At 51.8% G+C, this 24,889-nt stretch carries 20 protein-coding genes; 17 read left to right on the top strand and 3 right to left on the bottom strand.

Annotation, left to right across the window (positions count from 1 at the left end):
• Positions 1-21 precede the first annotated feature (21 nt).
• Positions 22-600: a sigma-70 family RNA polymerase sigma factor gene (locus HMPREF3047_RS05130; protein ID WP_070712391.1), complete on the top strand. Its 579-nt coding sequence runs from the start codon at positions 22-24 to the stop codon at positions 598-600.
• Between the two features lie 12 nt (positions 601-612).
• Positions 613-786 carry an anti-sigma factor family protein gene (locus tag HMPREF3047_RS11285; RefSeq protein ID WP_141756554.1) on the top strand — a complete coding sequence of 58 codons (174 nt, stop codon included), beginning with the start codon at positions 613-615 and terminating at the stop codon, positions 784-786.
• 237 nt (positions 787-1,023) lie between these two features.
• On the opposite strand, the gene HMPREF3047_RS05125 is transcribed toward HMPREF3047_RS11285, so the two are convergent.
• Both HMPREF3047_RS05125 and HMPREF3047_RS05120 read right to left on the bottom strand, forming a co-directional pair.
• Complete coding sequence (locus tag HMPREF3047_RS05125; protein WP_070712390.1) at positions 1,024-5,172, bottom strand: translocation/assembly module TamB domain-containing protein; 4,149 nt, start codon at positions 5,170-5,172, stop codon at positions 1,024-1,026.
• Between the two features lie 78 nt (positions 5,173-5,250).
• On the bottom strand, positions 5,251-7,092 hold the full coding sequence (locus HMPREF3047_RS05120; protein ID WP_070712389.1) for an autotransporter assembly complex protein TamA: 1,842 nt from the start codon (positions 7,090-7,092) through the stop codon (positions 5,251-5,253).
• 451 nt (positions 7,093-7,543) lie between these two features.
• Here HMPREF3047_RS05120 and sstT point away from each other — a divergent pair, with 451 nt between their 5' ends.
• The 4 genes from sstT (at position 7,544) to HMPREF3047_RS05100 (ending at position 12,118) form a co-directional block, all read left to right on the top strand.
• Complete coding sequence (gene sstT, locus HMPREF3047_RS05115) at positions 7,544-8,767, top strand: serine/threonine transporter SstT (protein WP_070712388.1); 1,224 nt, start codon at positions 7,544-7,546, stop codon at positions 8,765-8,767.
• 227 nt (positions 8,768-8,994) lie between these two features.
• Positions 8,995-10,851, top strand: coding sequence for an ABC transporter ATP-binding protein (locus HMPREF3047_RS05110; protein WP_049349253.1), 1,857 nt, complete (start codon positions 8,995-8,997; stop codon positions 10,849-10,851).
• A 126-nt stretch (positions 10,852-10,977) separates the two neighbouring features.
• Positions 10,978-11,625: a hypothetical protein gene (locus tag HMPREF3047_RS05105; protein WP_070712387.1), complete on the top strand. Its 648-nt coding sequence runs from the start codon at positions 10,978-10,980 to the stop codon at positions 11,623-11,625.
• 1 nt (position 11,626) lies between these two features.
• The gene (locus HMPREF3047_RS05100; RefSeq protein ID WP_070712386.1) at positions 11,627-12,118 is read left to right on the top strand and encodes a surface-adhesin E family protein; all 492 of its coding nucleotides are present in this window, start codon (positions 11,627-11,629) and stop codon (positions 12,116-12,118) included.
• Positions 12,119-12,215: 97 nt separating this feature from the next.
• On the opposite strand, the gene HMPREF3047_RS05095 is transcribed toward HMPREF3047_RS05100, so the two are convergent.
• Complete coding sequence (locus HMPREF3047_RS05095) at positions 12,216-12,944, bottom strand: LOG family protein (RefSeq protein ID WP_003747857.1); 729 nt, start codon at positions 12,942-12,944, stop codon at positions 12,216-12,218.
• Positions 12,945-13,084: 140 nt separating this feature from the next.
• On the opposite strand from HMPREF3047_RS05095, the gene truC reads away from it, so the two are divergent.
• The 11 genes from truC (at position 13,085) to nuoG (ending at position 24,888) form a co-directional block, all read left to right on the top strand.
• On the top strand, positions 13,085-13,801 hold the full coding sequence (gene truC, locus HMPREF3047_RS05090; RefSeq protein WP_070712439.1) for a tRNA pseudouridine(65) synthase TruC: 717 nt from the start codon (positions 13,085-13,087) through the stop codon (positions 13,799-13,801).
• Positions 13,802-13,898: 97 nt separating this feature from the next.
• Positions 13,899-15,002, top strand: coding sequence for a peptide chain release factor 2 (prfB, locus tag HMPREF3047_RS05085; RefSeq protein WP_039407069.1), 1,104 nt, complete (start codon positions 13,899-13,901; stop codon positions 15,000-15,002).
• A 708-nt stretch (positions 15,003-15,710) separates the two neighbouring features.
• Positions 15,711-17,168, top strand: coding sequence for an oligopeptide:H+ symporter (locus HMPREF3047_RS05080; RefSeq protein ID WP_070712385.1), 1,458 nt, complete (start codon positions 15,711-15,713; stop codon positions 17,166-17,168).
• A gap of 325 nt (positions 17,169-17,493) precedes the next feature.
• Positions 17,494-17,850, top strand: a complete 357-nt coding sequence (locus tag HMPREF3047_RS05075) for an NADH-quinone oxidoreductase subunit A (protein WP_003708115.1) — start codon at positions 17,494-17,496, stop codon at positions 17,848-17,850.
• Positions 17,841-18,323, top strand: a complete 483-nt coding sequence (locus HMPREF3047_RS05070) for a NuoB/complex I 20 kDa subunit family protein (RefSeq protein ID WP_002215610.1) — start codon at positions 17,841-17,843, stop codon at positions 18,321-18,323. Before HMPREF3047_RS05075 ends, HMPREF3047_RS05070 begins: the two co-directional genes overlap by 10 nt.
• Before the next feature lie 12 nt (positions 18,324-18,335).
• Entirely contained in the window at positions 18,336-18,929 is a 594-nt protein-coding gene (locus HMPREF3047_RS05065) for an NADH-quinone oxidoreductase subunit C (RefSeq protein ID WP_002258030.1), read from the top strand.
• Positions 18,919-20,175, top strand: coding sequence for an NADH dehydrogenase (quinone) subunit D (nuoD, locus tag HMPREF3047_RS05060; protein WP_049332998.1), 1,257 nt, complete (start codon positions 18,919-18,921; stop codon positions 20,173-20,175). The genes HMPREF3047_RS05065 and nuoD overlap by 11 nt, the downstream gene beginning before the upstream one ends.
• A gap of 72 nt (positions 20,176-20,247) precedes the next feature.
• A complete protein-coding gene (locus tag HMPREF3047_RS05055) occupies positions 20,248-20,688 on the top strand; it encodes a hypothetical protein (protein ID WP_049335747.1) in 441 nt (146 codons plus the stop codon).
• A gap of 53 nt (positions 20,689-20,741) precedes the next feature.
• Positions 20,742-21,215, top strand: a complete 474-nt coding sequence (gene nuoE, locus HMPREF3047_RS05050) for an NADH-quinone oxidoreductase subunit NuoE (protein ID WP_070712384.1) — start codon at positions 20,742-20,744, stop codon at positions 21,213-21,215.
• A gap of 57 nt (positions 21,216-21,272) precedes the next feature.
• Positions 21,273-22,568, top strand: a complete 1,296-nt coding sequence (nuoF, locus tag HMPREF3047_RS05045; RefSeq protein WP_070712383.1) for an NADH-quinone oxidoreductase subunit NuoF — start codon at positions 21,273-21,275, stop codon at positions 22,566-22,568.
• Positions 22,569-22,626: 58 nt separating this feature from the next.
• On the top strand, positions 22,627-24,888 hold the full coding sequence (gene nuoG / locus HMPREF3047_RS05040) for an NADH-quinone oxidoreductase subunit NuoG (protein ID WP_070712382.1): 2,262 nt from the start codon (positions 22,627-22,629) through the stop codon (positions 24,886-24,888).
• Position 24,889 lies beyond the last annotated feature (1 nt).

The raw sequence follows: 24,889 nt of genomic DNA, 5'->3' as shown, positions 1-24,889 counted from the left end.
TTCATTTCATACTGATACATTATGGCTCTACCCGAACTGACCGATGCCGAGCTTGCCGAATCCCGCAAACTGCTGCTGCGCTTTGCTCATATCCAGCTGCCCGACCGCCCCGATTTGGCGGAAGACCTCGTACAGGAAACCATGCTTTCTGCCTACCGTGCGGCCGAGGGTTTCAAAGGCGACGCCCAAGTGAGCAGCTGGCTGTTTGCAATCTTAAAAAACAAAATTACCGACTGCCTGCGCCAAATCGGACGGCAACGCCAAGTTTTCGTCACGCGCGACGAGGAAGCCTTGGATGAAGCCTTTGAAGGATATTTTGCCGCTGACGGGCATTGGACGGACGAAGGACAGCCCCAGGGTTGGGACTCGCCCGAAGCCAGTTTGAACAATAAAGAGTTCTACCAAGTTTTGCAGACCTGCCTCTACCATCTGCCGGAAAACACCGCCCGCGTGTTTACCATGAAAGAAATTCTCGGTTTTTCAAGCGATGAAATCCGCGAGCAATGCGGCATCAGCCATGCCAACTATCACACCATCATGCACCGCGCGCGTGAAACTTTGCGCCAGTGCCTGCAAATCAAATGGTTCTCCCATGTCTGACAGGAAAACGCCATGAAAAAATGCCGCAAAATAACCGATCTGATTTCCAAACAGCAAGACCAAGTGCATCTCAGTCTTTTTAACCGCATTGCCCTTGCCGTGCACCTGTCGCTCTGCCCCCGTTGCCGCGAATATAAGAAACAGCTCGAATTAATCAGCAACGCCATGCACAAGATATTTCGATGATTAAAAAAGGCCGTCTGAAACCTACCCCTGTCAGTTTCAGATGGCCTTTTTGTATCTGTTTGATTTATCGCTAACCTTGAATAAGCCATGGTTTGCCGTTCACTTTTTTAGCTGCATTTATTTTCAAACTTGCGCCGTTGACCTTTGTTTTTTGAGGTATGGCTGAAGATTCTAATACGGTAGAACAAGATAAAGGCCGTCTGAAAGATGAATTTCAGACGGCCTTTTTCACGGCTTTTAGTGTTGTTCTTCCGGCTCGGGTTCGTCTTTGCCGAACCAGTTGTCAAAGCGGATGGTGTATTTCAACTCGCCGCCGGAGGAGCGCGTGCCGATGCGGGCAACGGCTTGGATAGCGCGGGTCAGTTGGTACACGAGTTTGACGGATTGTTCGGCGCTGGAAATACCGTATTCGTAACCTGCGTAGAGGTTGTTGGTGAGCTGTTTGCCGACGGTCAGGACTTGTTCGGCAGGGTTGAGCTCGCCAGTTTGGGCGTTGCGGCTGCGTTTGCTGGTAAAGCCCAAATCATCGACAAGGCCGATGCGGTCGTTGACTTGGCCGGCAAGCAGTGCGCTGGCGGCAGCGGAGAGTGTGGCATTGTCGCCGTCGCTGCCGCTGCTGGCACGGTTGAGGATGAGCCAGGAGAGTTTGTCTTTTTCACTCATGGCTTCCTTGGCAACCAGGGTTACGCGCGGATTGTTGAGGCTGCCGAGGACTTCGACGCCAGCGCCGACTGGGGAGAGACGGCGTTCGGCACGGATGTTGAGGTTTGGATTGGTCAGCGGGCCGACAAAGGAAACCGATCCTTTGGTGATGTCGAGGTCTTGGCCGTAGGCTTTGTAGCGGCCTTTGACAACGCGAACGGTACCGACGCCTTGTACGGCTTCGCCCGGACGGGACGTGATGGCCAGTTTGCCGCCGATGGTAACGTCTGCGCCGTAGCCGACAAAACGGACATTGTCGTTGATATTCAAGACAAGATTCATATTAATCGGCGTGGTGGCCGTTGCTTCTTTTGGGGTTTCGCCTAGGACGACCACGTCATCGTCGAGGGTCGGCATGGAGGATTTTTGCGAACCGAACATACCGTAGTCGGTATTGAGCGTGCCGTTGAGCGATACGCCTTTTTCCGGATTGTAGAGGACTTTGGCCGTGCCGGAGAGCTGCAGTCGGCGGTTTGGACGCGAGAGGGTGCGGTATTTGTCGAAGATGATGTCCACGTCGACATCGGGGTTGGCGTTGGCAAGGTTGACCGCGCCTTTGAGCTCAATCGTGCCGCCACGGTGGAATTTGAGGCTGTCGATCACCCATTTTTGCCCCTGCAGGCGTGAACGCAATACGCCGTTGTCGAGGATCAGGCCTTGGGTTTGATGGCGGTAATAGAGGTTGTCGCCGTTAATCAGGCCGCTCAGTTGCGGATCGTTCAGACGGCCTGCCAAGTTGACGGCGGCGTTCAGACGGCCTTTGAGGGTTTGGCCGACGGGCAGGAAGTTGCGGAAGACTTCGAGGTTGGCAACGTTCAGGTTGAGTTTGCCGCTCAGAGGGGCGGTATCGAAGCTGGTACCCTGACCGATGTTGACGGTACCGTCGGCACGGCCGTAATTGGTTTGGAGGTCGAGGTTGCTGTTGACGGTAGGCGAACCGAGTCGGCCGCCGATGGTGGCGGTCGCGTTCAGACGGCCTGCAATACCTTGGGCTGTAGCCGGCATAAAGGATTTGAGCGAGCCCAAATCGGGAACGTTGATATTGACTTTGCCGCTGACGGGAGCGTTGTTGATGTTGTTGCCGAACTGTTGGGCGATGCCGAGCGTGCCGTTAACTTTGCCGAAGCGGGTGTTGCCTTCCAGCGTGCTGTCGATGCGGCCGTTTTGGAAACGGGTGCGCAGGGCGAGTGCGGAAAGTCCCAAAGGTTGTTTGTTTTTCGGGTCTTTGCTCGGCAGGATGATGTCGCCGCTTTGTCGGCTGATATTGAGGAAGCCGCGCGCGTTTTGACTGTACGCCAAATCCCAGTCGCCGCCCAAGACGAGGTTGTGTTCGATAGGCGGAGTGTAGAAGTTGTGCAATTCGGTAATGTGCAGATTTTGTGCGCTGCCTTTACTGGTAATGCCGGCTTTCTTGTCCCAAACGAAATTTTGCAGGTTGAGGCTGCCGCCCATGGCCGCCCAGCGCGCGCTGCTGAGGGAAACGCGTTCGCTGCCGGCTTCGAGGTTGAGGCGGTTTTGCAGTTTGAGGTTGAACGCGCCGTTGATGTCGAGCGTGTCAACCGTGCCTTTCCATTGGGTTTGGTCTTTGTTGAGGCCGCCGGTGGCGTCGAGGTCGAGCTTGTAGCGTTTGTTGTCCACCGCCATGCTGCTGTTGCCGCGGATGTGGTGGTGCGAGCCTGTGCCGCTGATGAGCAGGTTGACGTTGTCAATCATGGCCGCGCCGCCGGAGACGGCGATGTGTTCGCCTTTAATATCGGCACTCAACGGACGGTTGATATCTGGCGAACCTTTAAGCTTGAAGTCGAGGGTGCGGATGTTGACGGTATCGGCGACTTTGAAGTTGCGCGCTTCTCCGTTCAAATCGGCTTCAAGGGTTTTGAGGCCGTCTGAAAAACTGCCGGAGATGTAGCCGCGCGCGTTGAGCAGGCCGCCCAAGCCGAAGCCGAAACGCGACAAATCGGGGGCGGTAATGTTGAGGTTGAGGCGGTCGCCTTTTTTGCCGAAGCTGCCGTTGGTTTTGATGACGTTGCTGCCGAGGGTCAGGTCGGTCAGGGCGCGCGAGAGGTGTTTGTTTTCATAGGCGACGTCGGCTTTGCCACTGAGCGGAACGCCGTTGAGCGTACTCGGTGCAAACTGCATTTTGCCGGCGAATTTTTCTTGCGCCAGTATGCCGGTCAAGTTGATGTTGCCGTTGACGCTGCCTTGCGGAAGCTGCGGATCGATGCGCGCAGGGTTGAAGGCTTTGCTGACGATGTCCAGCTGCAGTTTGCGGTCTTTGAAGAGTTCGAGCGAGCCTTTGGCGTTGAGCTCGCCACCGTTTTGCGGAACCAGGCGGACTTTGTCGAGCTTGAGCGTGCGCTGGCCGAGCTGTTTGTCGGTTTGGAAAAACAGCATGCCGTCTGTACGCGCAAATCCGCTGTCGAGATTCCAGTTGACAACGGGGGAGGAGGTTTCGCCTTTGACGTCGATACTGCCGTTCAGACGGCCTGCGATGTTTTGACGGACGAAGTCGTCTGCGCCGGTATTGTTGATGCCCAGTGCGAGTTTGAGCTGGTCTTGGGCGGTGTCGATTGAGCCGGATACGTCGATGCTGCCATCTTTGAGCAGGTCGACACCGATGTCTTCAATCATGACCGTGCCTTTATCGTCAACGATGAATTCGCCGAGGATGCGTTTGACGGGGATATGGTTTTCATCGGCAAAACCGGCTTGGTCGTTTTCCAAGTCAATCGAGCCTTCCAGCGCAACGCCGTCGGTAAAGGACGGAATGGTGGTGGCATCGAAATTCAGGCGCGCTTTGGGCAGGCTGGGCAGGAAGGCCTGCGGATTGATGTTGGAACCTTTAACCAGGATTTCGCCGACGGTTTCATTGAGGCTGTCGGCGAATGGGTGGATGGTGGATTTGGCAGACAAATGAACGTTGTCGCCGTCGAGCAGCAGGTCAGTGGATACGTCTTGCAGGCTGCCCCATAGGCGCACCGTACCATGTAGGGTTTCGCCCTCAAGCTGGCCTTTGGTATAGATGGCGGTATTGAGGACGTAGGGTTTGTTCAAACCGACCACCACCGCGCCTGTCGAGCTGCTCCAAGGCGTGTCGGCGGTTTTGATGTGGAGGCGGTGTTCTTTTTTGTCGTAATGATAGGCCGCGTGCAGATGGTCGAGATAGACGGTCTGCTTGTCAAAACGCTTGCCCACGCTGATTTTGCCGGTTTCCAAACGGTCGAGATAGGCGGTAACGGGCAGGTCTATGCTGTCGGGTAGGCCTTTTGAAGGCTCTTCTTCTTTGGGCGGCGTGCGTTTGGTCACGATGGCGATGTCGCCGGCCACGACTTCGGTAATGTGCAAGGACGGACGGGTCAGCTCGGACGGTTTCCAATCAAAGCGGAAGCTGCTGATTTTGACATCCGCACCTTCTGTTTCAATCAACCATTTGTCGCCTTCAAAACCTTCAATCAGCGTACCCTTCAGCGTATCCGAAGAGATTTTGACGCCGAACCATGACGGGATCTTGTACAAACCGAAACGCAAACCCGATTCCGTACCGACCAGCCAGCCGATTGCGCCGGCGGAAACGGTCAATACGCCCAAGGCGGACAGGACAAAGCCGCGCAACAGGCGTTTTTTGCGCTTTGGCGGGGCGGGCTGTTGTTCAGACGGCGTGGAAGTGTTTGCAGTATCGGTCATGATATTTTTCTGTTTGTCTGTTGTTCAGACGGCCTGAAATGGCTGAGGCCGTCTGAAAGAATGGATGGTGTATGTTTGTTAAAACCTTGTGCCCAAGCTGATGTGCCAGCGGATTTTTTTGTCGTGATGGCCGTAGGCAATGTCGAAGGAGAACGGTGCAACCGGGCTGAACCAGCGTACACCCAAGCCGGTACCGTGTTTTAAGGTCATGTGTTTGAAGTTGCTTGCCGCATCGCCAACATCGTGGAAGATGGCGCCGGAGAAGCTTTTGGTAACCGGGAATTGATATTCGAGGCTGCCGACCACCAAGGCGCGTTGCGGCAGGACGGAGCCGTTGGGGCCGGCCAAGCCGATGCTGTCGAGTTCGTAACCGCGTACGGAAGTTGCGCCGCCGGTGCGGAACATCAGGCTGGACGGTACTTCTTCGCCTTCGCGGGCATAAACGTAGCCTGCTTGTCCGCGTACGATGAATGTACCGATTTTTTTGTTTTCAGGTGTGAAGAAATAGCCTGCGCGTGCCGTGGCGCGTGCCATTTGGGTGGAGGAGAGGAATTTGCCCAAAGTTGCCCCGATTTTGCCGTCGAGGTAGTAGCCGTTTTGAGGGTGCAGCTCGGTTTCGATGCTTTGTCGTTTCCATGAGGCGGTCAGCATGGTGGCATGGCTTCGGCCCAAATCGTAGCTGGTGTCGGGGACTTTGCGGTCTTCGGTAATGAATTCGAGGCCGAAGCGGGCATCGATATTGTTGCGGTCGCGGACATACCAAATACCGCTGGTCAGGGCGCGTTTTTCAAGGTTTTGCGTGGTCGAGCGGTTGTAGGAAACGTTGCTGGTCCAGTAGTTGCCGCGGTTGTTGCGCGGTTGGCTGATACCGGCGGCCAGCGTGGTCTCGTATTTGTCCATGTCCCAAACGATGGAACCGATGTAACCTTTGTTAAAGAGGTTGTAATAGTCGTAGGCGATACGGCCGCCGATTCCGTATTCGGAGTCGTAGCGGATACCGGTTTCCAGTTTGTGGCGTTTGACTTCGGTCACGTTGATTTTGACGGGAACGCGGTCGCCCTGCAGTTGGTCGAAGTCGGCTTGTACGGACGCGCCGGAGTAGTGGCCGTTTTGCTCGAGCGCCTGTTGTAGGTCGAGGATTTTGTCCAAGTCGTAAGGCGAACCAGGGTGGAAACGCGCCATACCGGAAACCACGCTCTCAGGGTAGCGACGTGCGCCGGTGATTTGGAAATCGCCGAAGTAAATGGGGCGGTTGCTCTCCACGATGACGTTCAAGTCGGCTTTTTGGGTATTGGGATTGATGGTGGCTTGAGTGGTGGTGAGTTTTGCCAAAGGATATTTTTTGCGTGTTACCGCGCTGAGGACGGAGGTTTTACTTGCACTCCAGCCGTCTTGGTCGAAGTTTTCGCCAACGGGCTGCTGCCAGTTTTCCATCGCATTTTGGTAGTACTCGGCCAAGTTGTCGTCATTCAATACGTCGCCGAGGATGGCCACGCTGACGTTGTCGACTTTGGTGCGCGGGCCGGGGGTGACGTTGACGGTATAGCTCTCGCCGTGGTCTTGAATATTGACGTTGCTGTTGAAGTAGCCTTTGGTCCGGAGCATGGTTTTGACGTTGTCGGGTGCCTCTTCGGCGAGGAAGCCGACCTGCTCTTTATCCAGCTCTTCTTCCTGCTGCTGGGTAATCAGCGGCAGGTATTCTTCAAGCATTTCTTTGACTTCGCTGTCTTGGGTGTCGATTTTGACGGGGAATTTGGGCTTGAGTTTGCCTGTTTGGTCGTCTTTGGGCTGTTTGGGCATTTCGGATTCGGGAACGGCCTCGTAGTCTTCCGCTTTGGGAACGGAAGTATCTACTGCCAACGCGTGTCCGTAGGCGAGCGCCAATGATGCAAATAAAACAGGGTAGGTCAGTTTGGTCATGATGTGTGTTCGACAGCGACAATTCTTCAGTTTGGGGATTTTAACATTATTTCTGCAAGGTTTCAGGCTATGGTTATAAACGGAAATTTAGCGCGATAACGTTGCAAAATGCGACTTAAAGGGCGGATTTTGGTTTATTTCTATCTGATTGTAATATTTATGTTTTTGTATTTTTACTGGTGAAGTTGCCTTTGTATTCGGCCTTATGGCGCAGATTTCAGGCCGTCTGAAAGCAAGATATAGAGAAGTAAAGCAACGGTATGGGTATATTCTTAAAGTAGGGTTTGAGCAGGTTTCACTGTATTCTTGGCATAAAGTGCCAATTGTGTCATAAATGTTAAACTTTAATGCCGTTTTTGTGAGGTGTGCATGAAAACCTCGCCGACAAATGATTTTTTATTTTAGAATGTAAGACTTTTTTAACATATCTTTAAATTGTGAAGGAACGGATATGGCAAGTGGCAATCCGATTTTGAACGCGCTCAATCGCGTCAGCCTGGTGGCACAAATCGCCATCGGCTTGGTTTTAGGTATTCTTGTGGGCGCAGTTGCGCCGCAAGTCGGTATCAGCGCAGGACTGCTGGGCAGCCTGTTTGTCGGTGCGCTTAAGGCTATCGCGCCGATTTTGGTATTTGTTTTGGTGACTGCCGCCATTGCGCAACACCAAAAAGGCAATCAGGCCCACATCAAACCGATTTTGATTTTGTATATTTTGGGTACGTTTGCAGCGGCAGTGGTGGCAGTCATTGCCAGTATGGCATTCCCGACCACGCTGATTCTGCGTACGGCCGGTGATGTATCCGTTGCGCCGCCTTCCGGCATTATCGAAGTGTTGAAAACGCTGCTGATGAATTTGGTGGCCAACCCGATTAACGCTCTGGCCAATGCCAACTATATCGGTATTTTGGCTTGGGCCCTGATATTGGGTGCGGCTTTGCGCCATCACGGTTCGGATACGACCCGCCAAGTGGTGGCCGACTTGGCCGATACCGTTTCGACAGTTGTGAAATGGATTATCCGTTTTGCGCCGTTGGGTATTTTCGGCTTGGTGTCCTCTACCATTGCGGAAACCGGTTTTGAAGCGCTTGCCGGCTATATGCAGCTGTTGGCCGTATTGCTCGGCTGTATGCTGTTTATTGCGTTGGTGGTCAACCCGATTATTGTGTGGTCGCAAATCCGCAGCAATCCTTTCCCGCTGGTGTTTACCTGCCTGCGCGAAAGCGGCGTGTATGCCTTCTTCACCCGTTCTTCCGCCGCCAATATCCCTGTGAACATGGCATTGGCGAAAAAACTGGGTCTGCACGAAGACACTTACTCTATCTCCATTCCATTGGGTGCAACCATCAATATGGCCGGTGCGGCCATCACCATTACCGTTTTGGCAATGGCTGCGGCGTATACACAAGGCATTACGGTTGACTTCGCCACTGCATTGCTGCTGAGCCTGGTGGCTACCGTCAGCGCGTGCGGCGCATCCGGTGTGGCCGGCGGTTCATTGCTGCTGATTCCTTTGGCGTGCAGCCTGTTCGGTATCGATAACGATGTGGCTATGCAGGTGGTTGCCGTCGGCTTCATCATCGGCGTGATTCAAGACTCTGCAGAAACTGCGTTGAACTCTTCCACCGACGTTTTGTTTACTGCCGCTGCCGATTTGGGTCGTCAACGTAAAGAGTAATTTTTAGGATTAGCCTAAATCCAGCAAAGGCCGTCTGAAAAGTTTCAGACGGCCTTTGTTTTATGCAAAGCAAAGGGATTTTTAGATGGTCAAATCGATAGATTGGTTTGGTCGGATTGACGGTATCCGCTGTCATCAGTCGGATTTTTCCCGTAAAATACAGTCTTGAATGTATTTGAGTTATCCTTTTCAGACGGCCTGGCCGTCTTATCAAATTTGCAAAAACAATGATTAAAAAAATATTCTCATGGTTCGAGTCCCGCATCGACCCTTATCCAGAAGCCGCTCCGAAAACGCCAGAAAAAGGGTTGTGGCGGTTTATTTGGAGCAACATTGAAGGCGTGCGCAAATGGATTGCCGTGTTGGCCGTGTTTACGGTCGGCGTCGGCATCATGGAAGCCTTGATGTTCCAGTTTATGGGCAAGGTGGTCGACTGGCTCGGCGCTTATACGCCGCAAACGCTTTTTGTTGAAAAAGGCCATGCATTAATCGGCATGATGGCCATGGTGGCATTTTTTGCCGTTTGGACCTTTTTCGCTTCCAATGTACGCCTGCAAACCCTGCAAGGCGTGTTCCCCATGCGCCTGCGCTGGAATTTCCACCGCCTGATGCTGGGTCAAAGCCTGGGCTTTTATCAGGACGAGTTTGCCGGCCGCGTGTCCGCCAAAGTCATGCAAACCGCGCTGGCGCTGCGTGATGTTGTGATGACCGTTGCCGATATGGTTGTGTATGTGCTGGTGTACTTCATCACTTCCGGCGTGATTCTGTCCTCATTCGATGCCTGGCTTATCGTGCCGTTTATCTGCTGGATGATTGGATTCGCGATGATTATGCGTTTCCTGATTCCCAAGCTCGGCAGAACCGCTGCGCGTCAGGCCGATGCGCGCTCGCTGATGACCGGCCGCATTACCGACGCCTATTCCAATATCGCCACCGTCAAACTCTTCTCACACGGCGCACGCGAGGCCGCTTATGCCAAGCAGTCGATGGAAGAATTTATGGTAACCGTCCATGCCCAAATGCGTTTGGCAACGCTGCTGCACACCTGCAGCTTTATCGTCAACAGCTCACTGACCGTCGGCACAACCGCCTTGGGTATTTGGCTTTGGTATCACGGCCAAGTCGGCGTGGGCGCGGTAGCCACCGCCACGGCCATGGCATTGCGTGTGAACGGTTTGTCGCAATACATCATGTGGGAATCCGCCCGATTGTTTGAAAACATCGGTACCGTCAACGACGGCATGGCCACCCTGTCCAAACCCCACACCATCCTCGATAAGCCGCAAGCCCTGCCGCTGAAAGTTACCCGGGGCGAAATCAAGTTTGAACACGTCGATTTCTCCTACGAAGCCGGCAAACCGCTCCTCAACGGCTTTAACCTGAACATCAAACCCGGCGAAAAAGTCGGCTTGATCGGCCGCAGCGGCGCGGGCAAATCCACCATCGTCAACCTACTCCTGCGCTTTTACGAACCGCAAAGCGGCACGATTTCGATCGACGGCCAAAACGTGGACAGCGTAACCCAAGAAAGTCTGCGCGCCCAAATCGGTTTGGTAACGCAAGACACTTCTCTGCTGCACCGCTCCGTGCGCGACAACATTATCTACGGCCGCCCCGACGCCACAGACGCCGAAATGATTTCCGCCGCCGAACGCGCCGAAGCCGCCGATTTCATCCCTAACCTTTCCGACGCCAAAGGCCGGCGCGGCTATGACGCACACGTCGGCGAACGCGGCGTGAAACTTTCCGGCGGTCAGCGTCAACGCATCGCCATCGCCCGCGTTATGCTCAAAGACGCGCCGATTCTGTTGCTTGACGAAGCCACCAGCGCGCTCGACTCTGAAGTCGAAGCCGCCATCCAAGAAAGCCTCGACAAAATGATGGAAGGCAAAACCGTGATTGCCATCGCCCACCGCCTCTCCACCATCGCCGCGATGGACCGCCTCATCGTCTTGGACAAAGGCCGCATCATCGAAGAAGGCAGCCACACCGAGTTGCTCGCGAAACAAGGCCTGTACGCCAAACTTTGGGCGCACCAAAGCGGCGGTTTCTTGAGTGAGCATGTCGAGTGGGAAAACAATTAAACGCTTTGAAAGAAGATAACAGGCCGTCTGAAAAAAACAATAATTTAGATCGTGCTTAATTTGATGTCATGAATTAAAATGGTTGGGTAATTCAACGATAATCTACGCTAACTTTAGAAAGGCAATATGAAACGATCTATCAAATATTTGAGTATGGCTGTACTTGCACTTACAACCAATGCATGGGCAGGAAGTGCAGAAGAAGAGTTGCTGAACGCATTTGTAAAATGTGATGCATCTATGTTTGATATCTTGAAAAACAAACAGGAGCCATTGAGCAAATATGCTCCGATTGAAAAAGTAGGCAAGACTGCACGTTTTCAGTTAGGTAGTGCCGATGAAGATGGGAAAAGACAGGTCATCTTCAATAAACCGATAATATTAAACGGCATACGTTTTGTTAGTTTCGATACAATATATTCGGAATTTCCATTTAATGAGACCGGTAAAAATCCTGTTTTTTATTTCTGGGGGTTTGAGGTCGAAGAAGCACGGGCTGCTGATTTGGTGGTCAAGTTCCCGCAATGGGGGTTGAAACCGATGGGTAAAAACTTCGCAACGCCTTCACAAATTATTATTAACAGTCACCAGTCTGTACGCTGGCAACCTAATATGCAAGCAACGACTGGTTCGATACCGGCGAAAAATACAGTAGAAAAATTGCTGATCTTGGAAGAGAGTAATGGTAAAACTTCTCTCTACTGCACTATTCAGGGTTATCCGAACGACAAATTGATTCGTCGTGAACGACTTGATCTAATCGGGGGAAAGTAAAATGAAAAAGTTAGCTGTTTTTTTGATGACAATTTGTTTGCCAATCTCAGTATTTGCTGATAGGCCAAGATTTTTGCCAATGCTGGATGGTGCTCAGAGTCGTGTTTATGCAGATATGGAAAGTATCAAGAATCATCCTCACAACCCAAATTTGTTAGTATATGATGTGATAACTAATTTTGATGATACGAATAAAAATTTGGCAGGTACTTCCATGATAGAGAAGCACTATCTGGATTGTCTGAACAGGATTGATATTATGAATCCGGAGCCGGCAAAACTATACAGTCGTCATTTCGGGAAAGGGAAATTATTGCATGAGATCCCAATGGAATCTGAACGGTTTGAAATGAAAGAGATTTCGACGATGAGTATTCTATCTGCTACTGTGTGTAGTGTCGGCGGCCATGATTTTGGCGGTAATCCGAATGCTTTAGAAGATATGGGAAAAGCGTTGGATAAAATGGATAAGAAGAAAGGTCGAAAAAGATAAATCTCAAGGCCGTCTGAAAACATTTTCAGACGGCCTTTATTAATGAATCAAAGGACAGGCGGGATAACCGCCCTTTGTCAGTTGAAGCCTTAGTTTTTTACAGCCCCAGCGACCAAGCATTTTGGTGTTCGGACAAATCTTCCAAGCGGTTTTCGTAATGGGCGAAGATTTCTTCGATGATTTCGTCTTCGTCGTCGATGACGCGGATCAGGTTCAAATCCTCTTCCAAAATCAGGTTTCTGCCCAACAATTGCTCGCGTATCCAGTCCAACAGACCCGCCCAAAATGCTTTGCCCACTAAGATAATCGGTCGGTCGGGCGTTTTGCCGGTTTGCACCAAAGTCAGGCTTTCAAACAATTCGTCCAACGTGCCGAAACCGCCGGGCATGACGACATACGCCACGGCGTGTTTGACGAACATGACTTTGCGCGGGAAGAAGTGTTGGAATTTAATCGACAAATCTTGATACGGATTGGCTTTTTGCTCGTGCGGCAACACGATATTCAGTCCCACCGCCGGACTTGCGCCTGCAAACGCGCCTTTGTTGGCTGCTTCCATAATGCCCGGTCCGCCGCCGGAAATCACGGAAAATCCGGCATCCGACAGTTTGCGTGCCAAGCGCAATGTGAACGCGTAGTCGGGATGGTTTTCGGGCGTGCGCGCGCTGCCGTAAATGCTGACGGCCGGCTGAATGGCGCGTAATTCTTCGCCGGCTTCGACAAATTCGGAAATAATCTTCAATACATGATACGACTCGCGCGCCTGAATATCGCGGCGGGTTTCGTCGGGCAGCATGGGTTTGGGCAGTTTTTTGAGCAGGCTCACGGCTTTTCCTTCGTGTTTTGTGTGCCGTATTGTAACCCGAAAGGGGCGGGCCGTCTGAAAGTTGGGTTTCGGCGGCAAGTGTGCCTGCCACATCTTCAAAAGCCCGTTACAATATCTGCTTTTATTCCGACTGCTCCGCCATGCTCGACATTATCCACCGCGACAGCCGCACCATCGCCGTCAACAAACCTGCCGGAATGCTGGTGCACCGAAGCTGGTTAGACAAACACGAAACCCGTTTTGCCGTGCAAACCCTGCGCGACCAAATCGGGCAACACGTCTATCCCGTCCACCGCCTCGACCGTCCGACTTCCGGCGTCTTGCTGTTTGCCCTCGATACGGAAGCCGCACGATTATTGACGCAGCAGTTTGAAAACAAAACCATCGAAAAAATTTATTGGGCGATTGTTCGCGGCCATCTGCCTTCAGACGGCCTGATTGATTACGCCCTCAAATATATGCCCGACAAAATCGCCGAAGCGCAGACCGAAGCCACTTTGCAGGAAGCGCAAACCGCCTACCGTTGTCTGGCGCAAACCGAGTTGCCGTTCCAATCCGCGCTGCGTTATCCGACCTCGCGTTATTCGTGGGCCGAACTTACGCCGCACACCGGCCGCAAACACCAACTCCGCCGCCATATGAAACACATTTTCCACCCCATCGTCGGCGACACCAACTACGGCGATTTGCGCCAAAACCATGCCGTTGCCGAACATATCGGCACGCAACGCCTGATGTTGCACGCGCGAAGCCTCAGTTTTCAAAGCATAGAAGACGGCAGCCGGATGACCGTGCAAGCACCGATAGACAACGACTGGCGGATTTGGTTGGAAAAATTCAAAACCGAGGCCGTCTGAAAACCCAAACCGCACATTTTCAGACGGCCCGGTCATGGAAAAAAACAGGCAAATCCCTTACAATACGCCCCTAAAATTTTGAAAGAACACAAGAATCATGGAAGCCGAAGTAATCAACCAGCTTAACAACACCCTAAATGACTTGGAGAAGCGCAGCGAAGACATCCGCGTCTATATGGACTATCAGGGAAAGAAAGACCGATTGGAAGAAGTCATCGGCCTCTCCGAAGACCCGGAACTCTGGAACGACCCCAAACGCGCCCAAGAAATTGGCAAAGAGCGCAAAATCCTCGAAGGTATCGTGTTGACGCTCGACAACATCGCATCAGGCATTGAAGACAACCGCATGCTGATTGAAATGGCCGTCGAAGAAAACGACGAAGAAGGTTTCGCCGCCGTGCAGGAAGATGTGGCCGGTTTGGAAAAACAAATGGCCGACCTCGAATTCAAACGAATGTTCAACCAGCCTGCCGACCCGAACAACTGCTTTATCGACATCACCGCAGGCGCGGGCGGTACCGAAGCCGAAGACTGGGCGGGCATGCTGTTCCGCATGTACAGCCGCTACGCCGAGCGCAAAGGCTTTAAAATCGAAATCCTTGAAGAAGACGACGGCGAAATCGCGGGCATCAACCGCGCCACCATCCGCGTGGAAGGCGAATACGCCTACGGCCTGCTGCGTACCGAAACCGGTGTTCACCGCTTGGTGCGCTATTCGCCGTTTGACTCGAACAACAAACGCCATACGTCTTTTTCATCCGTGTTTGTGTACCCCGAAATCGACGATTCCATCGAAATCGAAATCAACCCGGCCGATTTGCGTATCGACACTTACCGCGCATCCGGTGCCGGCGGTCAGCACATCAACAAAACCGACTCCGCCGTGCGTATTACCCACGAGCCGACAGGGATTGTGGTGCAATGTCAAAATGACCGCTCGCAACACGCCAACAAAGCCGCCGCGATGGAAATGTTGAAATCCAAACTGTACGAATTGGAAATGCGCAAACGCAACGAAGAGAAACAGGCGTTGGAAGAAGGCAAGTCCGATGTGGGTTGGGGCAGCCAAATCCGTTCGTACGTCTTGGACTCCTCGCGCATTAAAGACTTGCGCACAGGCTACGAAGTCGGCAACACCAAAGCCGTATTGGACGGCGACTTGGACGGCTTCATCGAAGCCAGCCTGAAACAAGGTGTGTAAACCGTAAGAGATAAACAGGCCGTCTGAAAGATTTCAGACGGCCTGTTTGTTAGTAACTATACCTACGACTACTGAAAAAATTAAATTGAAAAAAAATCTAAATCTATAAAATATAGAAACGGAAATAAAAGTCCGTGTATCTGAAAACTTAAGTATAGAATGGAGCAATAATGGCAAATAATCAGACAGGCAACAGTAACCCAAACTGGCCAAGCAAAACAGGTAATCCGTCAGGCGGCGGACGTGGTAACAATCCCCCGTCAGGTAGCGGAAAATCTGGTGGGGGCAAAAAATAAACAATTTCTTTAAGCCCTACTTTTTTAAGTAGGGCTTTATTTTATCTGTTATTTGTATCACATAGTTTTCAGGCAGCCTGAAACTACTCTAAAGTCTTATCAGCCTAAATGGAATACCGAACGCAGTAAATATATCTGTTTTCGGCCACATGAAAAATACAATATAGAAAATCTAAAAATTAATGGGTTTTTGAATATGTAGGGCATGACGGAGATGGCCGCGATATCCTTGTTATGTAGCTATTGAGTTCTTTTTAGATACGAATCTTAATCTTTCTGTAAAAATATGCTTTTTAATGTTTTGCAAATGCAAAGATTGGCGGTAATATATAGTTTCTATAAAAATGATTGGTAGGTGCAATAGGCCGTCTGAAGCCTGATCCTGTCCAATATAATTAGGAGAACTTATTAAATGTCCGGTCAAAAGCTGTCTTCTGCCGAGAAAACTTTCTTCGGCCATCCTTTGCAATTATCCACCCTATTCCATATTGAGCTGTGGGAGCGTTTTTCCTTCTACGGTATGCAGGGCATCCTGCTGATTTATCTGTATTACGCCGCGAATCAAGGCGGTTTGGGTATGGATAAAGCCTTGGCCGGCGGCATTGTCGGCGCGTACGGTGGCAGCGTTTACCTGTCCACCATTCTCGGTGCGTGGTTGGCCGACCGCATTTGGGGTGCGGAGCGTACCCTGTTTATCGCCGGCATCGTCGTGATGACCGGCCATATTTTATTGGCGATCGTACCGGGTTTGATGGGATTGCTGCTGGGCTTGGTGTTTATCGCGCTGGGTAGCGGCGGCGTGAAATCGTCTGCCGGTTCGATGGTCGGTTCTTTGTATGAACGGGAAGACCTGCGCGAATTACGCGATGCCGGTTTCTCCATTTTCTATATTTCCATCAATATCGGCGGTTTCTTAGGCCCTTTGTTGACCGGTATTTTGCAAGACAGAATGGGTTTCCATTACGGTTTCGGCGCAGCGGCCGTCGGTATGGCATTTGGCCTGCTGTGGTATTCGCGCGGCCGTAAAAACCTGCCGCATACTCCGGCTCCGAATCCGTTGCGTCCTGAAAAGATACAGACTGCAATAGCTGTCGGCGTGTTGCTGGTTTTGGTGTTGAGCAGCGTGATTGCTTCCGGCGCGCTCAATCTTGAGAACTTTTCACGCTGGCTTTTGGGCGTGGTCATTATCACCGTTATCGCTTATTTTGCACGCTTGCTGGGCAGCAGCCAAGTTGAGGCAGCCAATAAACGTTACATCATGGCCTATATTCCGCTGTTTTTGACTATTTGTATGTTCTGGGCGGTTTGGTTTCAGGTGTACACCGTTGCAACGGTTTATTTTGACGAAACGGTTGACCGTACTTTCTTCGGCTTTACCGTGCCTGTTTCATGGAAAGATTCGATACAGGCCATGTGGGTGGTCCTCTTTTCCGGCGTGATGGCGGCGGTGTGGACGAAAATGGGCAAACGCCAACCTAAAACGCCGTTGAAGTTTGCACTGGCCATGTTGGTAACCGGCGTCTCTTATTTGAGTTTTATTCCGTATATTTCATCCGGAACCCCGATGCCGATTATCGTGTTTATGCTGGTGTTGCTGGCGATTACGATAGGCGAGCTGATGCTGTCACCGATTTCGCTGTCGTTTTCTACCAAAATCGCACCGAGCATGTTTAAAACACAAATGGTTGCTTTGAATTTTTTGGCATTGTCCATCGGCTTTACTTTGGGCGGAGTGTTGTTTAAAGACTACTACAATGCTCAGTCGCCATTGGATTTCTACTGGATGCTGGCCACCATCGGCGCAGTAACCTGCGGTATCCTGTTGGTACTCGCCCCGGTATTGAACCGCATGCTCAAAGGTGTCGATTGATTTGTCCATTTAAATGGATGTGATGTATACAGGCCGTCTGAAAATAATCTATTTCAGACGGCCTCATGTTTTATTGGGAATTGGAAAGAGGGCGGATTCGGGGCATAAATCGGATAGGCGGAGAATCCGAATGAAATGATACATGATTAAACTGAAATTAAAATTGTGAAATATTAAATAAGAATAATAATTGTTCTCACAACTTTATTGAATTTATTGAGGTTTTTTTGCTGATTTGCTGATATTTACCTTTAAATGGCTTTTGAAATTCGATAAAATGGTAATCTATTTTTAAGATTTGTCTGTCAACCAGTTAGGTACGACCATGTTGGCCAGTTATTTCCCCGTCCTCGTATTCATCCTCGTCGGCCTTGCGGCCGGCGTGCTGTTTATTCTGCTCGGCACGATTTTAGGCCCGAAACGCCACTACGCCGAAAAAGACGCGCCTTACGAATGCGGTTTTGAAGCCTTTGAAAACGCAAGGATGAAGTTCGACGTGCGCTATTACCTCGTCGCCATCCTCTTCATCCTGTTCGATTTGGAGGTCGCGTTCATGTTGCCGTGGGCTGTCGTGTTCAAAGATTTGGGCGCATACGGCTTCTGGTCTATGCTGGTGTTTATCGTCGTTCTGACGGTAGGCTTTATTTACGAATGGAAAAAAGGTGCGCTGGAATGGGAATAGAAGGCGTTTTGAAAAAAGGTTTCATCACCACCAGCGCGGATACGGTGTTGAACTATATGCGTACCGGTTCATTGTGGCCGGTTACTTTCGGCTTGGCCTGCTGCGCCGTGGAAATGATGCATGCGGGTATGGCGCGTTATGACCTTGACCGTTTCGGTATCATTTTCCGTCCGTCCCCACGTCAGGCCGACCTGATGATTGTGGCAGGTACGCTGACCAACAAAATGGCGCCTGCCCTGCGCCGCGTATACGACCAGCTCGCCGAGCCGCGTTGGGTATTGTCTATGGGCTCATGTGCCAACGGCGGCGGCTATTATCATTACTCTTATTCCGTTGTGCGCGGTGCCGACCGCGTCGTGCCGGTAGACGTTTATGTGCCGGGTTGTCCGCCGACTGCGGAAGCCCTGATTTACGGCCTGATTCAGCTCCAACAAAAAATCAAGCGCACTTCCACCATCGCGCGTGACGAGTAAGGAGAGGACGATATGGCAAGCATTCAAAACTTATACGAGACCGTCATCGGCGTGCTTGGCGATCAGGCAAGCAAAGTCATTTCAGCTTTGGGCGAGATTACCGTCGAGTGTCTGCCCGAACACTATATTTCAGTCATGACCGCATTGCGTGACCATGAAGAGCTGCATTTCGAGCTTCTGGTTGACTTGTGCGGTGTCGATTACAGCACTTACAAAAACGAAGTATGGCAGGGCAAACGCTTTGCCGTCGTCAGTCAGTTGCTTTCCGTTAAAAACAATCAACGCATCCGCGTACGCGTCTGGGTTTCAGACGACGACTTCCCCGTAGTCGAATCCGTAGTCGATATTTACAATAGCGCGGATTGGTACGAACGCGAAGCCTTCGATATGTACGGCATCATGTTCAACAACCACCCGGACTTGCGCCGCATCCTGACCGATTACGGCTTTGTCGGACATCCGTTCCGCAAAGACTTCCCGATTTCCGGCTATGTGGAAATGCGTTACGACGAAGAGCAAAAACGCGTGATTTACCAACCTGTTACCATTGAGCCGCGCGAGATCACGCCGCGTATCGTCCGTGAGGAGAACTACGGTGGCCAATAAATTAAGAAACTACACCATCAACTTCGGCCCGCAACACCCTGCGGCGCACGGCGTATTGCGTATGATTTTGGAGTTGGAGGGCGAAACCATCGTCCGCGCCGACCCGCATATCGGCCTCCTGCATCGCGGTACTGAAAAACTGGCTGAAACCAAAACCTATCTGCAAGCCCTGCCCTATATGGACCGCTTGGACTACGTCTCCATGATGGTCAACGAGCAGGCATACTGCTTGGCGGTAGAAAAACTCGCCGGCATTGATGTACCTATCCGCGCCCAGTATATTCGTGTGATGTTCGCCGAAGTAACGCGCATCCTCAATCACTTGATGGGCATCGGTTCGCACGCATTCGACATCGGTGCGATGACCGCCATCCTTTACGCCTTCCGCGATCGCGAAGAGCTGATGGACTTGTACGAAGCCGTGTCCGGCGCACGTATGCACGCAGCCTACTTCCGTCCTGGCGGCGTTTACCGCGACCTGCCCGACTTCATGCCCAAATACGAGAGCAGCAAATTCCGCAACGCCAAAGTATTGAAGCAGCTCAACGAATCCCGTGAAGGCACCATGCTCGACTTTATCGACGCCTTCTGCGAACGTTTCCCGAAAAACATCGATACACTCGAAACCCTCCTGACCGACAACCGTATTTGGAAACAGCGTACCGTCGGCATCGGCGTTGTCACTCCTGAGCGCGCCATGCAAAAAGGCTTTACTGGCGTTATGTTGCGCGGTTCAGGCGTGGAATGGGACGTGCGTAAGACACAACCTTACGAAGTGTACGACAAAATGGATTTCGACATCCCCGTTGGCGTCAACGGCGACTGCTACGACCGTTACCTCTGCCGTATGGAAGAAATGCGTCAATCCGTACGCATCATCAAACAATGTTCCGAGTGGTTGCGTGTCAATCCGGGTCCGGTCATTACCACAAACCACAAATTCGCTCCGCCCAAACGTACCGAAATGAAAACAGGTATGGAAGACCTGATTCACCATTTCAAACTCTTTACCGAAGGTATGCACGTTCCTGAGGGCGAGACCTACACCGCTGTCGAACATCCGAAAGGCGAGTTCGGCGTTTACATCATTTCAGACGGCGCAAACAAACCCTACCGCCTGAAAATCCGCGCACCCGGCTTTGCCCACCTGCAAGGTATGGACGAAATGGCAAAAGGCCACATGCTGGCCGACGTCGTTGCCATCATCGGCACGCAAGACATCGTATTCGGGGAAGTGGACAGGTAAGCCGCAAAAAAAACAGCCTGCACTTTTCAGGCTGCCTGAAAGCTGGGCAAACAAATACGAGGAATATTAGAAATGAATTTTTGGCATATGCAGATGCATCCAACTGGCGAAATGGAATTTTCTGAAAACATTGATTGGATTTTAGAACACAAAAAAATCATCGGTTTGGGACAGTGGAAAGGCGGAGAAGGTCAAATTGCCGCATTTATCAATGAAATTCAGGTTAATGACATTGTTGCGCTAAAACGCGGTCAAGAATTGATTGCGCTTGTCCAAGTTACCGGCGGAGCATATAAGGTTACCGATGATGCAAATCCGGAAACTGCATGGATTGTGAACCGCCGTCCTATCCGCGTATTGGATTGGGCGATTGACCCAAAAATATTAAAACAGCCGCGCGGTACACTAAACCGCTGCGCCAATGATGATGTGGAAACCACTCAAACCATTAAACAATGGTATGAAGCCGTAGTGAAATCATTTGCAAAACGAAGAGTGGATTTAACCGTTTAAATTAGTCTTCAGGCAGTCTGAAACCTGCCCATCATTTTATCGAGAATAAAACCATGTTATCCGCACAATCGTTGCAACAAATCGACACAGAACTGGCCAAATACCCAGCTGATCGCCACCGCTCCGCCATTATGGGTGCGCTGCGTATTGCCCAGACCGAAAAAGGCTGGCTTGCTCCTGAGACCATCGCCTTTGTCGCAAACTATATCGGCATCTCGCCTGCACAAGCCTACGAAGTCGCTACTTTCTACAATATGTACGACCTTGAGCCCGTCGGCAAATACAAACTGACCGTCTGCACCAACTTGCCCTGCGCTCTGCGTGGCGGCATGGATACCGGCGAATACCTGAAGAAAAAACTCGGTATCGGCTACGGCGAAACCACGCCCGACGGCAAATTCACCCTCGTCGAAGGCGAATGCATGGGCGCATGTGGCGATGCTCCGGTCATGCTGGTCAACAACCACAGCATGTGCAGCTTTATGACCGAAGAAGCGATTGACAAGAAACTTGCCGAACTGAAATAAAAGGCCGTCTGAAAACAACGGCTGCAACCGATACGAAAACGAACAGGCACACCAAAAATGGCTATTTACCAATCAGGCGTGATTTTTGACCAAGTGGATACCGCCAATCCCGATTGCTGGACATTGGACGAATACGTCAAACGTGGCGGCTATTCCGCCCTGCGTAAAATCCTGTCCGAAAACATCTCGCAAACCGATGTGATTGACGAAGTCAAAACCTCCGGCTTGCGCGGTCGTGGCGGTGCGGGCTTCCCGACCGGTTTGAAATGGAGCTTTATGCCCCGTTCCTTCCCAGGCGAAAAATACGTCGTCTGCAATACCGACGAAGGCGAGCCGGGTACATTTAAAGACCGCGACATCATCATGTTCAATCCTCATGCCCTGATTGAAGGCATGATTATTGCCGGTTACGCGATGGGTGCGAAAGCCGGCTACAACTACATCCACGGCGAAATTTTCGAAGGTTACCAACGTTTTGAAGCTGCTTTGGAGCAGGCGCGTGCCGCAGGCTTTTTGGGTAAAAATATTTTGGGTTCGGATTTTGAATTTGAACTCTTCGCCCACCACGGCTACGGCGCATATATTTGCGGCGAAGAAACCGCATTGCTCGAATCGTTGGAAGGAAAAAAAGGCCAGCCTCGCTTTAAACCGCCATTCCCTGCTTCGTTCGGCCTGTACGGCAAACCGACTACCATCAACAATACCGAAACGTTCTCCTCCGTCCCCTTCATTATCCGTGACGGCGGACAGGCATTTGCCGATAAAGGTATTCCGAATGCAGGTGGTACCAAATTGTTCTGTATTTCCGGTCATGTCGAGCGTCCGGGCAACTATGAAGTGCCATTGGGTACGCCGTTTGCCGAAGTCTTGAAAATGGCGGGCGGTATGCGTGGCGGTAAAAAACTTAAAGCCGTCATTCCCGGCGGTTCGTCCGCGCCCGTGTTGCCTGCCGATATCATGATGCAGACCAATATGGACTATGACTCGATTTCCAAAGCCGGCTCGATGCTGGGTTCCGGCGCGATTATCGTCATGGACGAAGACGTGTGCATGGTCAAAGCCCTTGAGCGCCTGAGCTACTTCTACTATGACGAGTCTTGCGGTCAATGTACGCCTTGTCGTGAAGGTACCGGCTGGCTCTACCGCATCGTCCACCGCATCGTAGAAGGCAAAGGCCGCATGGAAGACTTGGATTTGCTGGATTCTATCGGTAACCAAATGGCAGGCCGCACCATCTGCGCCCTTGCCGATGCCGCTGTCTTCCCAGTTCGCAGCTTTACCAAGCATTTCCGTGATGAGTTTGTGCATTACATCGAACACGGCGGACCGATGAAACCGAATAAATGGTGCTAAGTTTTCAGACGGCCTCTAAAAGAATTATTTATTAAATACCCGTAACTAGGAACGAACCATGTTACAAATCGAAATCGACGGCAAACAGGTATCTGTGGAGCAGGGCGCGACGGTAATTGAAGCCGCGCACAAGCTCGGTACTTATATCCCGCATTTCTGTTACCACAAAAAACTTTCCATCGCCGCCAACTGCCGTATGTGTTTGGTAGACGTGGAAAAAGCCCCCAAACCTCTGCCCGCCTGTGCCACGCCGGTTACAGACGGCATGATTGTGCGTACGCATTCGGCAAAAGCCCGAGAGGCGCAAGAAGGCGTGATGGAGTTCCTGCTCATCAACCATCCGCTTGATTGTCCGACCTGCGACCAAGGCGGCGAATGCCAGTTGCAGGATTTGGCGATGGGCTACGGCAAAACCACCAGCCGTTATACCGAAGAAAAACGTTCCGTCGTCGGCAAGGACATGGGTCCTTTGGTTTCCGCCGAGGAAATGAGCCGTTGTATCCACTGTACCCGTTGCGTTCGTTTCACTGAAGAAATCGCCGGCGTGCAAGAAATCGCCATGGCCAACCGCGGCGAACATTCCGAGATCATGCCTTTTATCGGCAAAGCAGTGGAAACCGAATTGTCAGGCAACGTCATCGATTTGTGTCCTGTCGGCGCATTGACCAGCAAACCGTTCCGCTTCAACGCGCGTACTTGGGAATTGAACCGCCGTAAGTCCGTTTCCGCCCATGACGCTTTGGGCAGTAATCTGATTGTGCAAACCAAAGACCATACCGTCCGCCGCGTGTTGCCGCTGGAAAACGAAGCCATCAACGAATGCTGGCTATCCGACCGCGACCGTTTTGCCTACGAAGGCCTGTATCACGAAAGCCGTCTGAAAAACCCGAAAATCAAACAGGGCGGCGAGTGGATGGACGTGGATTGGAAAACCGCGTTGGAATATGTCCGCAGCGCGATTGAATGTATCGCCAAAGACGGCAACCAAAACCAAGTCGGCGTTTGGGCCAATCCTATGAATACGGTTGAAGAGCTGTATCTGGCCAAAAAATTTGCCGACGGCTTGGGTGTTAAAAACTTTGCAACCCGTTTGCGCCAACAAGACAAACGTCTTTCAGACGGCCTTAAAGGTGCGCAATGGTTGGGACAAAGCATTGAATCTTTGGCTGACAACGATGCCGTATTGGTAGTCGGCGCGAACTTGCGCAAAGAACAGCCGCTCCTAACCGCCCGTCTGCGCCGCGCTGCCAAAGACCGTATGGCGTTGAGCGTATTGGCTAGCAGTAAAGAAGAATTGTTTATGCCGCTTCTGTCTCAAGAAGCCGCACATCCCGACGAATGGGCAGGCCGTCTGAAAAACCTGTCTGCCAATGCGGAACACGCAGTTACCGCCAGCCTGAAAAATGCTGAAAAAGCAGCAGTGATTTTGGGCGCGGAAGTGCAAAACCATCCTGATTACGCCGCCATTTATGCCGCCGCGCAAGAGCTGGCTGACGCGACCGGCGCAGTGCTGGGCATTTTGCCGCAAGCCGCCAACAGCGTTGGTGCGGATGTCTTGAATGTAAACTCCGGCGAGAGCGTTGCCGAAATGGCAAACGCGCCGAAACAGGCAGTCTTGCTGCTCAACGTCGAGCCTGAAATCGATACGGTTGACGGTGCGAAAGCGGTTGCCGCGTTGAAACAGGCGAAAAGTGTGATGGCGTTTACACCGTTTGTCAGCGAAACGCTGCTGGACGTGTGCGACGTATTGTTGCCGATTGCGCCGTTTACCGAAACATCAGGCAGCTTCATCAATATGGAAGGCCGTCTGCAATCTTTCCACGGCGTGGTACAAGGCTTCGGCGATTCGCGTCCGATGTGGAAAGTATTGCGCGTATTGGGCAACCTGTTTGACCTGCAAGGCTTTGAATACCACGATACTGCCGCGATTCTGAAAGACGCGTTAGACGCGGAAAGCCTGCAGTCCAAACTGAACAACCGTAGCACATGGACAGGGGAGGGCATTCAGACGGCCTCAGACCGCCTCGTCCGTGTCGGCGGCGTCGGTATTTATCACACTGATTCTATTGTGCGCCGTTCCGCACCGTTGCAAGAAACCAGCCATGCCGCCGTGCCTGCCGCGCGTGTAAATCCGAACACATTGGCACGCTTGGGCCTGCAAGACGGACAAACCGCTGTCGCCAAACAAAACGGCGCAAGCGTATCGGTTGCCGTCAAAGCCGATGCCGGTTTGCCTGAAAACGTGGTGCATCTGCCGCTGCATACCGAAAATGCCGCGCTGGGTGCGTTGATGGACACTATTGAACTGGCGGGAGCTTGAT

This window comes from Neisseria sp. HMSC075C10, from assembly GCF_001815615.1.
In the GTDB taxonomy this organism is placed as follows: domain Bacteria; phylum Pseudomonadota; class Gammaproteobacteria; order Burkholderiales; family Neisseriaceae; genus Neisseria; species Neisseria subflava_A.
The sequence above is the reverse complement of the archived record's forward strand: the minus strand, read 5'-3'. Positions and strand labels throughout refer to the sequence as shown.